The sequence below is a fragment of the Bradyrhizobium pachyrhizi genome (assembly GCF_001189245.1).
GTDB classification, from domain to species: domain Bacteria; phylum Pseudomonadota; class Alphaproteobacteria; order Rhizobiales; family Xanthobacteraceae; genus Bradyrhizobium; species Bradyrhizobium pachyrhizi.
In genome coordinates, this window is record NZ_LFIQ01000114.1 from 17,020 (window position 1) to 32,031 (window position 15,012).

Below are 15,012 nucleotides of genomic sequence, written 5' to 3' on the forward strand. Positions count from 1 at the left end.
GCCGTTGCTCGACCCACAAGTTGGCTCACGGCGCTTAGAAACTCCCGCATTCGCTCGCTCCCCGTGCCGTCGCGGCGCGATCGCACCGTCATGCGTTCCGATCCTCGCCTCTCAGAAAAGTTATCCACCGCCATACGTGGGACATAATCCCACATTTTAGTCCGACACCATTGACGTGTGAAATTTTCCCACGTATCCCGAATCCGTTCACCAGGGAATTCGACGCAATGTCTCTTCGTTCGGCCCACGAATCCTGTTCGTTTCACGAATCCGGTCGGTTCGCCGCCACCACATTCCGCTTCACGCCGCAGGCGCCATTCTGTTTCACGCCGCAGGCGCCTTGCGGCCCGATCGAGCCGGTGTTTCCGGCGCTGCTGCGCTCGCTGGTGTTCGCCGCCGCGCTGGCGCTGCCGTTCATCGTCGCCCTGTTCGTCGCATGATCCGGATCGAGCCACCCATGATCGTCGTCAACGAGCCGGCCCGGCGTCCGTCGGTGCTCCACATCTTCAAGGTCTACTATCCCGACCTGTTCGGCGGCACGCTGACGGTGATCCGCGATATCTGCGCCGGACTGAAGGACACGTTCAACGCCGCCGTGCTGGTCTGCTCGCGCTCCGACGGCGAGCGGCAGATCGTGGTCAACGACGTTGCGGTCGAGCGCGTGCACTCGTTCGGCGACGTGCTGTCGCTGCCGGCGGCGCCGACCTATCCGTGGCGGCTGTGGCGCCGCATCGCCGAGCACGATCTGCTGGCGCTGCACGCCCCCTTCCCGCTCGCCGATCTCGTCTTCGCATTCGGGCTCGGCCGCACCTGCCCGCTGGTCGTGCACTGGCACGCCGACATCGTCTCGCACGCGGCCTTGCGCTTCCTCGTCGAGCCGATGATGCGGCGAACGCTGCGCCGGGCCGCCGCGATCATCGTCTCCGATCCGGTGCTGATCGAAACCACGCCGCTGCTGCAGGAATTCTCCGACAAATGCCACGCCGTTCCGTTCGGCGTCGATGTCGCCAAATATGACCGGCCGGCCGCCCAGGCCGACGACGTCAACGCCCGCGGCCGTCTCGTGCTCGCCTGCGGACGCCTCGTGCCCTACAAGGGTTTTGACGTGCTGGTGCGCGCCGCGCACGCCCGTAATTTCGAGGTCTGGATCGTCGGCGAGGGCCGCGAGCGCGACAACCTCGAGCAACTGATCCGCGACTACGGCTTGCAGGATCGCGTCCGCCTGCTCGGCTCGGTGTCCGAAAGCGAGCGCGTCAAGCTGATGCGCATCGCCGACGTGTTCGTGATGCCGTCGGTGACCAATGCGGAGACCTTCGGGCTGGCGCAGCTTGAGGCGATGGCCGCAAGCCGGCCCGTCGTCAACACCGCGCTCGACACCGGCGTTCCGCATGTCGCCCGCGACGGCCTCGAGGCCATCACGGTGCCGCCCGGCGATCCCACCGCGCTCGCCGACGCCATCGAGACGCTGATCAACGATCCCGAGCGGCGCCGCCGCATGGGTCAGGCCGCGCGCCATCGCGCGCTGACGAAATACTCAACCGCAGCCTTCAAGGAGGGAGTCGAGACGGTGTATCGCAAGGTCGTTACCGAGGAGGCCGCCGCAAGGGACGCGGGGTCGTCAGCCCCAGCCCCGCGTTCCCGAACGGCCGGTTTCGTCGGCGCGATCCAGATCGCGGCAACACTGGCCTGGTCCGACGTGCGTCATCGCTACGTCCGCTCCCTCCTTGGACCCTTCTGGATGTCGATCCAGATGGCGATCATGGTGGCCGTGCTCGGCTCGGTCATCGGCCATCTCTCCAACGCCAGCGCGGTGGCGCGGCTGCCGATGCTGGCGGCGAGCCTCACCGCCTGGACCTTCCTCAACAGCGTGGTGCTCGACGCCACCACGGCGCTGCAGGGCTCGGCCAGCCTGATCAAGGATCGCGCGCTGCCCCCTGTGATCTTTCTGCTGCAATGTACCTTCCGGCAGGCACTGTTCGCCGCCCATAACGCGGTCGTGCCGCTGCTCCTGTGGCTCGTGCTGACGCCGCGCGATGTCGGCGGCGCCATCGCCGCCCTCCCCGGCCTCGCCCTGTTCGTGGTCTGCACGCTGGGCCTGAGCCTCGTGCTCGGCGCGCTGGCGACGCGTTACCGCGACATCAAACCGATCATCGAGTCCTCGCTGACGCTGGCCTTCCTGGCCTCGCCGATCATCTGGACATCCGAGATGATCGATCGCGGCTCGACCGTGATGCGGCTCAATCCGCTGACGCATTTGTTCGCGATCTGGCGCGACCCGCTGGCGACCGGTCATGTCGCAACGGCAAGCGTGATCTACGTGCTGGCCTGCCTCGCCGCGCTCGCGGTCGCCGCGATCGTCACCATGACCCATCTGCGCAAAGCGGCATTCTGGATCTAGGGAATGGCAAGCATCCACCTCCACGACGTCTGCCTCGATTATCCGCTGTACGGCGCCTACGACTTCTCGCTGAAGCGCCGCCTGCTCGGCCGCCTGTTCCGCCAGACCAGCGAGATGCGGACCATCCGCGCGGTCGATGACATCTCGATCGAGGCGAAAGCCGGCGCACGCATCGGCCTCGCCGGCCCGAACGGCTCCGGCAAGTCCACTCTGCTGCGGCTGATCGCCGGCGTGTTCCCGGCGACCAGCGGCCGCGTCGAGATCTCCGGCAACATCGTGCCGCTGCTCGGCCTCGGCGCCGGCGTCAATCTCGATTTCGTCGCCGCCGACAATATCAGCCTGCTGCTGCGGATCTCTGGACGCAAGCCGACGCCGGCGGTCCTGGACGAGATCTGGGCGTTCACGGAACTGGAGGAGCGCATGCGGCGGCTGCCGCTGCGCATGTTCTCGTCGGGCATGCTGATGCGCGTGCTGTTCGCGACCGCGACGGCGTTTCCCGCCGACATCCTGCTGCTCGACGAGTGGCTCAGCGTGGTCGACGAGAATTTCTCGGCCAAGGCCGAGCAGCGGCTGCGCAAGATGGTCGAAACCGCGGCGATCGTGATCATCGCCTCGCACGACCACGCCCTGCTACGCCGGACCTGCAACAGCATCATCAATCTCGATCACGGCCGCATCGCCAGCACCGTCGCGCTGGATGCGCCCGTCCCGCATCACCTCGAGCTCGGAGAAATCAGCGCATGACAAAGATCCTGGTCGTCAGCGAGGCGCTTGGCGAGCCCAACCACAAGCGCGGCATCTTCCATTTCACCCGTGAATTGATCCGCTCGCTGGCCGGCGACGGCCATGCCCTGACCCTCGTCGTGGAGACCACGCGCCGGTACCGGAAGCTGCGCCGCAGGCAGCAGCGGACGCGCCTGCTGCCCGAGGACTCACGGCTGATCGAGCTGCTCGCGCTCTATCGTTACCTCGATGAAACCGACATGAACTCGCCGATCATGCGCGGCGGCCTGCGCCGCACCGTCGACTGGTTCAAGCACAAGCTCAACGCGGCGACCTCGCTCGAATTCATCATCGCCTTCCTGCGCTCGATTCATCTGCTGCCGACCAGCGTCAAGCTGATCGAGAACCGGACCGAGGGCCTCGAATACATTCCGACCGATTTGCGCCATCTCGAGTTGTTCGGCGATTTCCTGCTCGAGCCCGGCTTCTACAGCTATCAGGACACGTCGGCCCTGACCCGGTTGCCGCCGCCGCGGGTCGATGCGCGCGACTATGACGTCATTCTCATCGACACCCCGACCCGGGTTGCGATCCAGCGCCGCCCGGGCGCAAAGGTGATTTGCGTCGTGCACGACCTGTTGCCGATCACCGATCTCAAGCTGGATGACATCGCAACACGCCTGTTCCTGTCGCGCCTTTTCACCAGCGTGAATCAGGCTGACGAGCTCGCCTTCGTCTCGAACTACAGCATGAACCGCTTCCGCGTCCTGCTCCCGCAATATGCGCATATTCCGACGCGAGTGGTCTATCCGCGGACCCGCTTCGACGGCGCGGAAGCGCCGCTTGCGCCGGTGCCAACCGCCGTCCCGGCACGGCCGAGCTTCGTCGTCATCGTCTCGAACGAGCCCCGCAAGAACCTCGCGGCCGTCATCCGCGCCTTCCGCAAGCTGCCGGAGGCCGATCTCGTCGTGATCGGCTATGCCGGCGGCGCCAACCAGGCGCGCAACCTGCCGAAGAACGTCCGCTTCTCCGGCTATGTCGACGAGCACGAGAAGGCGGCACTGATCGCGGGCGCGCACGGCCTGATCATGCCGAGCCTCGCCGAAGGCTTTGGCGTCCCGATCATCGAGGCGTTCGCGGCCAATACCCCCGTGCTGTGCTCCGATATTGCCGTGTTCCGCGAGGTCGCGGGCGAGCTTGCCGATTATTTCGATCCGTTCTCGACCGGCTCGATCTGCGCCTCGGTGCGGCGCATGCTGGCGCAGCAGGAGCAATGGCGCGACCGGATCCGCGCGCGGCGGGCCGAGCTCGCCGAGCGGTTCGGCCACCACACCCAGGCGCGCGACCTGCTGTCGCATCGGGCTGGCCCGGACGTCGCGGCCGCCGCCGCGGCGCTCACCGCCGCGATGGCGACCTTCAACGGTGCAACCGCGCACGGCGTGTGACCGGTCATGAGCACCGATTCCGACGCCATTGGTCTCGCAATCGAACCGCCAGCACGATGGCGCGATCGCGTCCGCACCTGGTCCGGCTCAGTCCCCTATGTCCGCGCCACCGATACCCTGATCGCCTTGGCCGCGGCGTCGCTACCCTGGACGACCACGGCACTCGCCGTTTTCATGCTGCTGTGGCTTGTCGCCGTGATCCCGACCATCGACTGGCGGCAGTTCGTGCTCGACCTCGCGCAGCCGGCCTTTGCGTTGCCGATCGCGCTGGTCGCACTCGCGCTGATCGGCGTGGCGTGGTCGGAGACGAGCTGGGTAGAACGGCTGCATGGCATCAAGCCGCTCAGCAAGCTGCTGCTGCTCCCGTTCCTGCTCGGCTATTTCCAGCGCTCGCAGCGCGGGCTCTGGGTGTTCTTGGCCTTCCTGGTGTCCTCCTTGGTGCTGATGATCCTGTCCTGGATCGTGCTGGCGCTGCCGCAGCTCAAGCTCGCGCACACCGCCTCCGACGGCGTGCCGGTCAAGAACTACCTCGACCAGAGCCAGGAGTTCGCGCTCTGCGCGTTCGCGCTGGCGCTGCCGGCATTGACGGCGGTGCGGGCCAGGCAATGGCGCATCGCAGTCGGCGCCATCGCGCTGATGCTGCTGTTCGTCTTCAACATGCTCTATGTCGTCTCGGCCCGGACCGCGTTGGTCTACATGCCGGTGCTGTTGATCCTGTTCGCCTCGTTGCATTTGTCGCGGCGCGCCACCCGGCTGCTGTTCGCCGGCGTCGCGGTCACCAGCCTCGTGGTCTGGACCACGTCCCCATACCTGCGCCAACGCATCGCCGATGTCAGTATCGAGTATCGGGCGCACGATACGTCAGGCATCGCTTCCACGGCGCAGCGCCTGACCTACTGGCGGAAGTCCGTGAAGTTCATCGGCGAGGCGCCGTGGCTCGGCCACGGCACCGGTTCGATCAGGCACATGTTCACGCAGGATGCCGTCGGACAAGCCGGCCTTGAGGCCGAGGTGATCAACAACCCGCACAACCAGACCCTTAATGTCGGGGTCCAGTGGGGGCTGATCGGCATCCTGCTGCTCTACGCGATGTGGATCAGCCACGTCAGGCTGTTCGCCGGCCGCGATCTCGTGAGCTGGATCGGACTCGCCGTGGTCGTGCAGAACATCACAAGCTCGCTGCTCAATTCGCATCTGTCCGATTTTCACGAAGGCTGGATGTACGTGATCGGTGTCGGCGTCGCCGGCGGCAAGGCGCTCCGCGCCCGCCGGCCGGAAAATGCGGATGTGTGACTCACAGATCGCGCCACACGTTCAGTGTCGTCCCGGCGAAAGCCGGGACCCCATTACCCCAAGCTCTTGTTATTGCGCGTCGCTGAAACGACGAGCCCCTTCAGCAACGTCCGCCGCGGAGTATGGATCCCGGCTTTCGCCGGGACGACGGCGGTGTTTGCGGCGCTGGCAACGCCGTTCTAACAACCGACCGCCTACCGCGACGCTTCGTGCCCGACCTCGCCGGTGATCACGTCGCCGAACAGCTCCCATGCCTCGCCGTTGAAGCGCATCAGCTGCATCTGCTCGATCGGGAAGTAGTCGTCGGGGGAGGTGTTGACCATGACGCCCGGCAGCATCAGGTCGGAGTGGAAGTTCTTCAAGCTGGCGGCCTGCTTCATCACGTTTTCGCGCGTGAGATTGTCGCCGCACTGCTTCAGCACCTGCATCATCGCCTCGGCCTGGACATAGCCATAGAGGTTGTTGGCGTTGGCCTTGTCGCCGTCGGGGTAATACTTGTCCATGAAGGCGCGCCAGTTTTGCACCGCCGGATCCTTGTCCCAGGTCGGATCGGTCGGGTCTTTGAGATAGGCGGTCGAGATGATGCCCTTGGAGAACTCGAGTCCGGCCGGTTTCAGCACCGAGGCGACCGAGGTCGCGGTGTTGGCGAGGAAGAATTTCGGCTTCCAGCCGAGCTCGCCCACTTTCCGGATCGCCTGCGCCGATCCCTTCGGCGCCGCCCAGGAGAAGAAGATGTCGGCGCCGGAATCGTGCAGCGCGACGATCTGCGAATCGATCGAGGGATCGGAGACCTCGTACGACTTGTCGGCGATGATCATGCCGACCTTGTCGCCGAGCCCGTCCTTCAGGCCCTTGAACTGATCCTTGCCGGCATCGTCATTCTGCCAGAACACCGCGATCTTACTGTCGGGGAATTTGTCGCGAATGTACTTTGCGTAGATGCGGCCCTCGCTCTGGTAGTTGGGCTGAAAGCCCATCGTCCAGGGGAAGTTCTTGGGGTCGCCGAACTTGGTGCCTCCGGAGGCGACGAACAATTGCGGCACCTTCTTGGCATTCATGTATTTCATGATTGCCGAATTGGACGGCGTGCCGAGCGGCTGGAAGATCAGCAGCACCTCGTCGCTCTCGACCAGCTTGCGCGCCTGCTCGATCGCCTTCGGCGGCGAATAGGCGTCGTCGTAGCTGATGAAGTTGATCTTGCGGCCGTTGATGCCGCCCTGCTCGTTGATCATCTTGAAGAACGCGGCCTCGGTCTTGCCGATCACCCCATAGGACGACGCGGGGCCGCTGTATGGCATGATGTTGCCGATCTTGATTTCGCCATCACTCGCGCCGGGATCGTATTTCTTCTGCGCGGTGGCCGAGGTCGCGATCAGTGCGGCACTTGCGAACGCCGCGATTGCGCCAATATATCCGAAACGAGCCGGCATCGTTTTCTCCCGATTTTTGTCGTTGGTTTTGGCGGCAAGTCTCGCAAGAGACGCATGTGCTGGCAAGCGTTGGGTTTTTCCGTTGGGCGAAACGGCATTGTTGCCTGGCGCTATTTATGATTGAAGGTCGATCTGGGGATCACGAGTCGAGGCGTTCTGATTGCGTAAGCCGGACATCCGTACCGGTCCGCGGCATCCGCATCTTGCGGCCGCGGGCTATGAGATCACGCGCCGCCTCAGCGAGTCTGCGTTGGCGAAGCGTGGCCTGCACAAGGCCAATGGCGCGTTCGCGCAGCGCACGATCGCCTCGATCCGCGAGAAGCTGCAGCGCGGCGAGACCGTCTATATCGCAGGCCTCGCCTGCCCCGGCACGCACAACACCGGCGTCGCGCTGGTCGAGGTCACCCGGAAGGACGGACCGCGCCTGATCGTCAACAACGAGGAAGAGCGCTTCTCCGGCAACAAGCACACCAACGAGTTCCCGCAATACGCACTCGACGACATGCGCAAGGTGTTGCAGCGGATGGGCCGCGATGTCGGCGACATCGCCGCCTTCGTCACGACATGGGACTATCCGGCGCTGCTGGCGATGCTGATCCGCACCTCGCTCGAGGAAGCGCCGGCCAGCCTCAAATTGCTGCGCGCCCCGATCGCTCCGGCAATCAATCTGCGCCAGCTGGATCAGGTGCGGCGGCTGTCGCGCCGGCTCGGCAGGATGTACGGGCTCGACAAGCAATTGCCGCTGATCTGCATGCCGCACCACGACAATCACGCCTGGTACTCGTTCACGGCCTCGCCGTTCGCCGATACGCGCGAGCGTGTCGCGATCGCTGTGCTCGACGGCACCGGCGACGTCGGCTCGATCTCGCTCTATGTCGCCGAGAATGGCGAGATGAAGCAGCTCTATTGCAATGAGAGCCTGTTCGACTCGCTCGGCGCCTTCTACACCGTGATCTCGTCGAGCCAGGGCGGCTGGACCTGGCTCTCCAGCGAGGGCCGCTACATGGGCGCCGCCGCCTGGGGCGACATGAACCGCGCCACCAATCCGTATTATTCGCGCCTGAAGGCGGTGCTGCAGCTCGGGCCCAATGGCAGCGTGCAGCTCAATCGCGCGATGGCCAATTGGTACGCCGATCCCGCCGACGATCCCTATCATCAGCCGCTGATTGACATTCTCGGTCCGCCGCTGCGCCCTGACCAGCTCTGGAATCCCGACGCCGTGTTGCGCGTCGAGGACATCAATCACCGCCCCGACACCAAGGACCGCGTCGATAAGGCAGCCGCGACGCAACTGGTGTTCGAGGACGCGATGATCCACGTCATCGACCATCTCCTGCGCACCACCGGCACCGACCGCCTGGTGCTGACCGGAGGCGTCGCGCTGAACGCGCTCGGCAACATGCGTCTGCTCGAGCATTTCGACGAGGCGTGGTTTGAGCGGGCGCAGCAGCGCAAGACGCGACTGCATATGTGGGTGCCGCCGGTGCCCGGCGATCCCGGCGTGCCGATCGGCGCCGCCTGGCTGTTCGCGCATATGGCGGGCGCGCCGCGCGGCGCGCCGCTGTCGCACGCATTCTATTGCGGCCTGCCGCCCTCGAACGCCGACATCACCGCGGCGTTGCAAGCCGACGACATCGCCTCGACCGAGATCGGCAATGTGGCGACGTCAGAAGGGCGCGACGCGGTTGCCGACCTGATGGCATCCATGGTCGCGCAAGGCGGCGTGATCGCGATCTATCAGGGCGCCGCTGAAACCGGCCCGCGCGCGCTCGGCCATCGCTCGATCCTCGCCAATCCCTGCGATCCCGAGGTGCGCGAGCGGCTCAACGAGCGCGTCAAGTATCGCGAGGCGATCCGGCCACTGGCACCGATGGCGACGCTAGAGGCCGCACGCGACTATTTCGAGCTCGAAGACGGCGCCTCCGATGCCGACTACAACGCCTATAACTACATGGTGCTCACGGCGCATTCGAAGCCCGAGGCGCGCGCGAAGATTCCGGCGGTGGTGCATGCCGACGGCACCGGCCGCATCCAGATCGTGCGCGAGGCCGACGATCCCCTCACCCATGCTTATCTGAAGGCGCTCGGCCGTCATGTCGGCGTCGAGATGTCGGTCAACACCTCGTTCAACGTCGCAGGTCCGATCGCGCAGACGCCGGCGCAGGCGATGGACACGCTGCGCCGCTCCAAGGGGCTCGATGCCGTGGTGCTGGTCGCGGATGACGGCACCGCCCATGCCGCCTGGCACGGCGGCGAGCGCGACAGCGGACGCTTCAGCGGATGGTATGCGGCGTGGAAGCAGGCGCGCGGCTGAACCAGGCCAGCACGCGGCCGTCGATCAAGAGCAGCGCGCTCGCGATCACCAGCGCGCCGATCACCTCGCGCAGCGCGATCGGCTCGCCGAGCACGAGATATCCGAGCAGCAGCGCGGTGACCGGAATCAGCAGCGTCACCAGCATCACATTGGTCGCGCCGGAGCGCTGCAGGATCTGAAAGAACACGATATAGGCCAGCGCCGTCGACAGCGCCGCGAGCCCGAGCACGGCGAGCCATGTCGCCGGATGCGGCATCGGCAACAGCCACGGCCGTTCGACGACGGCGGCGATGGGCGCCATCAGCATCGCCGAGGCGATCATCTGGAACGTCGCCGTCCCCAGCGGCGGCAGGCGCTGCGGCAGCCGCCGCCCGACCAGCGCCGCGATGCCGTAGCTGAAGGCGCCAGCGAGGCACAGCAGGATGCCGATGCCCTGCCGGCTGTCGAAACCGAGCGCGTCGCCGTGCAGGATCGCAACCCCGATCAGCCCGACCAGGACGCCCACGACGCGGCGCGCCTGCAGCCGCTCCTCGCCGGCCGCCGCCATCACGACCACCGCGAACAGCGGCGTCGTCGCATTGAGGATCGAAGCCAGCCCGCTCGGAATATAGGTCTGCCCGAACACGATCAGCGCGAACGGCAGCACATTGTTGAACAGCAGGATGATCGTGCCGAGCGCGACGCGCAGCAGCACCAGGGTCAGCGGCGGCAATTCGCGCAGGATCACGCCGTTGAAGAAGAACGAGCCGCCCCAGAGTACCGACAGCAGGATAAGCAGCCCCCAGTCGCGGCGATCGATGCGGTTGTCGGCGGAAGGCATGTCGGGCACTCACCTGCAGTCGGACAGGTGACTAGGGCAGCGCCGCGAATATTCCCACCCGATTTCCGAGAATGGCGGCCCGCCTATTTCGGCCGCGACACGATCTCGATCATCTGGCCCTCGTCGGCGTCGGGCGCATGGGCCTTCGCCTTGTCGTAGGCGGCGAGCGCGGCGCGGCTAACGGGTACGCCGGGCAGCAAGGTCTCGGCGAGCCGCACGGCGTAATCGGCGTCCTTGTGGCGCAGCGCCGCGGTGAACGATGCGCCGGAAAAGTTGCGGTCGATCATCCGCTTGGAGTGGCGGATCACCTGCGGGCTTGCCACCGCGCCGGTCGCCAGCGCCTCGGCCACCAGTTGCATGTCGAGGCCGGCCTGCTCGGCGATCGCGACGCCCTCGGCGAGGCTTGCGATCTGCACCGCGCCGATCAGGTTGTTGATCAGCTTGAACACGGTGCCGGTGCCGACCGGGCCGAAATGCCGGATCGTGCTGCCGATCGGCGCGAGATAAGGCTGCGCGCGTTCCAGATCGGCCGGATCGGCCCCCACCAGCAGCGTCAGCTTGCCGGCGGCCGCCGCCTCCGGCAGGCCGGTGACCGGACAATCGATGTAGATCAGGCCGCGGCTGTTGAGCTCGCGCGCCATCTCGAGCGTGTGCTGGTACGAGACTGTGGAGCATTCGATCGCGAGCGTGCCGGCCTTCATGTTGGCGGAAGCGCCGTCCTTGGTCAGCCAGACCGCGCGCGAGGCCTCGTCGTCGGCGACCATGGTCACGACAGCATCGGCGTCGATCGCGGCATCCTCCGGCGAGGTCGCCCACAGCGCGCCGCGGGCGATCAGGTCGGCGGCCTTGGCCTTGCTCCGGTTCCACACCGCGACCGTGAAGCCGGCATCGAGGTAACGGCCGGCCATGCCGTGGCCCATGCGTCCCAATCCAATGAAAGCGACGCGCGGCATGGGCTAATCCACATCCTCGACGGAGCCGGGCCCGGTGCCGAAGGCACGCTGCGCCAGCGTCGCCGCCATGAATTCATCGAGATCGCCATCGAGCACCCCCGACGTATCGGAGGTCTGCACACCGGTGCGCAGGTCCTTCACCATCTGATAGGGCTGCAGCACGTAGGAGCGGATCTGGTGACCCCAGCCGATATCGGTCTTGGCGGCCTGATCGGCAGCGGCCTGCTCCTCGCGCTTCTTCAGCTCGATCTCGTAGAGCCGCGCGCGCAGCATGTCCCAGGCCTGCGCTCGGTTCTTGTGCTGGGAGCGGCCGGCCTGGCAGACCACCGCGATGCCGGTCGGAATATGGGTGAGGCGCACCGCCGACTCAGTCTTGTTGACGTGCTGACCGCCGGCGCCGCCCGACCGCATGGTGTCGGTGCGGACATCGGACTCCTTGATCTCGATCTTGATGGAGTCGTCGATCACCGGGAAGATCTGCACCGACGAGAACGAGGTGTGCCGCCGCGCGTTGGAATCGAACGGCGAGATGCGCACCAGGCGATGCACGCCGGCCTCGGTCTTCAGCCAGCCATAGGCGTTGTGGCCGCTGATCTGGATGGTGGCGGACTTGATGCCGGCTTCTTCGCCCTGGGACTCTTCCAGGAACTCGATCTTGAAGCCGTGCTTCTCCGCCCAGCGCGTGTACATGCGCAGCAGCATCTGCGCCCAGTCCTGGCTCTCGGTGCCGCCGGCGCCGGCATGGACTTCGAGATAGGAATCGAACTTGTCGGCCTCGCCCGACAGCAGCGCCTCCAGCTCGCGCCGGGCGACCTCCTTCTTGAGGTCCTTGAGCGCCTTCTCGGCTTCGGCGACCACGCCCTCATCGTTCTCGGCTTCGCCGAGCTCGATCATGCCGACCTGGTCCTCGAGCTCGCGCTCGACCTTGCCGATGCCCGAGAGCGCGTCCTCCAGTGAGGTGCGCTCCTGCATCAGCCGCTGGGCCTTCTGGGGATCGTTCCAGAGATTGGAGTCTTCAGCGAGCTTGTTTAGCTCGGCTAGGCGTGCCGTCGATTGTTCGACGTCAAAGATGCCTCCTCAGCAGCCCGACTGACTGCTTGATCTCTTCAACAAGGCGTTCGATTTCCGCGCGCATGGTCTTTCAGGTGTTGGCTAAAAAGGTTCCGGGGGATGTAGCGACCGGCGCAGCAAAGCGCAATCGGCTTGGCCGCAATATCCCGGCGATTTGGCCGTGCTGGAGGCCAGCGCTGTTTCCGTTCCGATTGGATCGAAACGGGGCTCTAGGTTTTTGTTTTGACGCGTTTTCTTCACGCGAACCGGTATCCACTTCGCTCGAAAACGCTCTAGTAAAGCCCCCCGGTTCCCGGACGCATGAAGAAGCCGCCATCGGGCTGGGCCCCATTCTGCGACGGCTGCGGGCCAGGCGCCGGGCCGCGCCCATCGGCATCGGCGACGCCGATGACCGAATAGTTCTCCGGCGGCGCGGTGCCCGGCTTGAAGGCTTCGAGGATGGTGTTGCCGCCGTCGCCGGGGCCGGCGCGCATGCCGGTCTTGGCGTCGACGCGGATCAGCTTGATGCCGGCCGGAACCTTGAACGGCGTCGGCGGCTTGTCGGCGAGCGCAAGCTTGAGGAAGTCGCGGGCGATTGGCGCGGCGACGTGGCCGCCGGTGGCGGCGCGGCCGAGATTGCGCGGCTTGTCGTATCCCATGTAGACGCCGACTGCGAGATCTGGCGAGAAGCCGACGAACCAGACGTCCTTCTCGTCGTTGGTGGTGCCGGTCTTGCCGGCGATCGGCTTGCCGACCTCCTTGACGACGGTCGCGGTGCCGCGCTGGACCACGCCTTCCATCATCTCGGTGATCTGATAGGCGGTCATCGGGTCGAGCACCTGCTCGCGGCGGTCGACGAGCTGCGGCTCCGGCTGGCTCTTCCAGCCCCCGGGCGCGTCGCAGCCGCGGCATTCGCGGGTGTCGTGCTTGAAGATGGTGTGGCCGTAGCGATCCTGGATGCGATCGATCAGCGTCGGCTTCACCCGGCGGCCGCCATTGGCGAACATCGAATAGGCCGTGACCATGCGCATCACGGTCGTTTCGCCGGCACCGAGCGCATACGACAGATAGTTCGGCAATTCGTCATAGACGCCGAAGCGCTTGGCGTATTCGCCGACCAGCGGCATGCCGATGTCCTGTGCGAGCCGCACCGTGACGGTGTTGAGCGAGCGCTGCAGCGCGTTGCGCAGCGTGGTCGGGCCGTAATACTTGCCGGTCGAATAGTTTTCCGGACGCCACACGCCGGCGCCCTGCCCCTGATCGATCTCGATCGGCGCGTCGATCACGGTGGTCGACGGTGTGTAGCCGTTGTCGAGCGCCGACGAGTATACGATCGGCTTGAACGACGAGCCCGGCTGCCGGTAGGCCTGCGTCGCGCGGTTGAACTGGCTCTGGTCGAACGAGAAGCCGCCGACCATCGCGAGCACGCGGCCGGTCCACGGATCCATCGCCACCATGGCGCCGGACACTTCAGGCAATTGCCGCAGGCGATACTGGCCTTCGACCGCGTTGCCGTCCTTCGTCACCAGCGGATCAGCGTAGATCACGTCACCCGGCTGTAGCACCTGCGAAACCGCGGTCGGCGCCTTGCCCTTGGTCTTGGCCCAGCGCACACCGTCCATCGTGATGATGCCGGTCTGCCGTTCCTTGCTGACCGCGCCGCCGAGTTCGCGACCCGGCTGGAAGCCGATCCGTGCCGACTGATCGCTGGTCTCGAGCACAACAGCCATCCGCCACGGCGAGATGTCGGACAGCGACTTCACGTCGGCAAGCTTGACGCCCCAGTCACCGGAAATGTCGAGCTTGTGCAGCGCCCCGCGCCAGCCCTGCGCCTCGTCGTAATTGACGAGACCCGCGACCATGGTCTTGCGGGCCATCACCTGGATCTTGGGATCGAGCGTGGTGCGCACCGACAGGCCACCCTCGTAGAGCTTCTTTTCGCCGTAACGCTCGAAGATGTCGCGGCGGACCTCCTCGGCGAAATATTCGCCGGCGAAGATGTGCGCGCCGTTCGAGCGGCTGGTGACGTTGAGCGGGTCCTTGCGCGCCTTGTCGGCGTCGGCCTGCTTGATCCAGCCGTTCTCCAGCAGACGATCGATCACATAGTTACGGCGCTCGATCGCGCGGTCACGGTTGCGCACCGGATGCAGCGCCGCCGGCGCTTTCGGCAGCGCCGCGAGGTAGGACGCTTCCGCGATCGTCAGCTCGTTGACCGACTTGTCGAAATAGACCAGCGACGCCGCCGCGATCCCGTACGCACCGAGGCCGAGATAGATTTCGTTCAGATAGAGCTCGAGGATGCGGTCCTTGGAATAGGCGCGCTCGATTCGCATCGCCAGCAAGGCTTCCTTGATCTTGCGGCTGAACGAGACCTCGTTGGTGAGCAGGAAGTTCTTCGCGACCTGCTGGGTGATGGTCGAGGCGCCCTGCGGGCGACGGTTCGAGCCGTAGTTCTGCGCATAAAGGATCGCGGCGCGCGCCATGCCCTGATAGTCGATGCCGCCGTGCTCGTAGAAGTTCTTGTCTTCGGCGGCGAGGAAGGCGTTGATCACGAGTTTCGGCACCGCCTGGATCGGCAGATAGAGC

General features: G+C 65.7%; 11 protein-coding genes. 6 read left to right on the top strand and 5 right to left on the bottom strand.

Going from position 1 to position 15,012, the window contains the following annotated elements; all coding sequences use genetic code 11:
- Window positions 1-227 precede the first annotated feature (227 nt).
- The 5 genes from AKL29_RS29220 to AKL29_RS29240 are packed head-to-tail and all read left to right on the top strand — an operon-like array spanning window position 228 to window position 5,859.
- Window positions 228-440, top strand: a complete 213-nt coding sequence (locus tag AKL29_RS29220) for a hypothetical protein (RefSeq protein ID WP_050386552.1) — start codon at window positions 228-230, stop codon at window positions 438-440.
- Between the two features lie 17 nt (window positions 441-457).
- Window positions 458-2,398, top strand: a complete 1,941-nt coding sequence (locus AKL29_RS29225; RefSeq protein ID WP_050386748.1) for a glycosyltransferase — start codon at window positions 458-460, stop codon at window positions 2,396-2,398.
- Between the two features lie 3 nt (window positions 2,399-2,401).
- A complete protein-coding gene (locus AKL29_RS29230) occupies window positions 2,402-3,142 on the top strand; it encodes an ABC transporter ATP-binding protein (RefSeq protein WP_050386553.1) in 741 nt (246 codons plus the stop codon).
- A complete protein-coding gene (locus tag AKL29_RS29235) occupies window positions 3,139-4,566 on the top strand; it encodes a glycosyltransferase family 4 protein (protein WP_050386554.1) in 1,428 nt (475 codons plus the stop codon). The genes AKL29_RS29230 and AKL29_RS29235 overlap by 4 nt, the downstream gene beginning before the upstream one ends.
- A gap of 6 nt (window positions 4,567-4,572) precedes the next feature.
- Window positions 4,573-5,859 (top strand): O-antigen ligase family protein, encoded by a 1,287-nt coding sequence (locus tag AKL29_RS29240; RefSeq protein ID WP_050386555.1) that lies wholly within the window; start codon window positions 4,573-4,575, stop codon window positions 5,857-5,859.
- Between the two features lie 194 nt (window positions 5,860-6,053).
- Here the strand turns inward: AKL29_RS29240 and AKL29_RS29245 are convergent, their stop codons facing one another.
- Window positions 6,054-7,289 (bottom strand): ABC transporter substrate-binding protein, encoded by a 1,236-nt coding sequence (locus AKL29_RS29245; protein ID WP_050386556.1) that lies wholly within the window; start codon window positions 7,287-7,289, stop codon window positions 6,054-6,056.
- Between the two features lie 160 nt (window positions 7,290-7,449).
- On the opposite strand from AKL29_RS29245, the gene AKL29_RS29250 reads away from it, so the two are divergent.
- Window positions 7,450-9,603, top strand: coding sequence for a carbamoyltransferase C-terminal domain-containing protein (locus AKL29_RS29250; protein ID WP_050386557.1), 2,154 nt, complete (start codon window positions 7,450-7,452; stop codon window positions 9,601-9,603).
- Here the strand turns inward: AKL29_RS29250 and AKL29_RS29255 are convergent.
- From AKL29_RS29255 to AKL29_RS29270, 4 genes are all read right to left on the bottom strand, one after another.
- Complete coding sequence (locus tag AKL29_RS29255) at window positions 9,563-10,423, bottom strand: DMT family transporter (RefSeq protein ID WP_050386749.1); 861 nt, start codon at window positions 10,421-10,423, stop codon at window positions 9,563-9,565. The two genes, AKL29_RS29250 and AKL29_RS29255, sit on opposite strands and share 41 nt — an antisense overlap.
- Window positions 10,424-10,506: 83 nt before the next feature.
- Window positions 10,507-11,376, bottom strand: a complete 870-nt coding sequence (locus tag AKL29_RS29260) for an NAD(P)-dependent oxidoreductase (protein ID WP_028332237.1) — start codon at window positions 11,374-11,376, stop codon at window positions 10,507-10,509.
- A 3-nt stretch (window positions 11,377-11,379) separates the two neighbouring features.
- Window positions 11,380-12,511, bottom strand: a protein-coding gene (prfB, locus tag AKL29_RS29265) for a peptide chain release factor 2 (RefSeq protein ID WP_152977819.1) whose coding sequence is annotated in 2 segments (ribosomal slippage) — window positions 11,380-12,441 and window positions 12,443-12,511 — 1,131 coding nt in all. Because the reading frame shifts where the segments join, the coding sequence is not laid out codon by codon here.
- 208 nt (window positions 12,512-12,719) lie between these two features.
- Window positions 12,720-15,012 (bottom strand): penicillin-binding protein 1A (locus tag AKL29_RS29270; protein WP_244482487.1); only part of this gene is annotated, 2,293 nt, incomplete at its 5' end.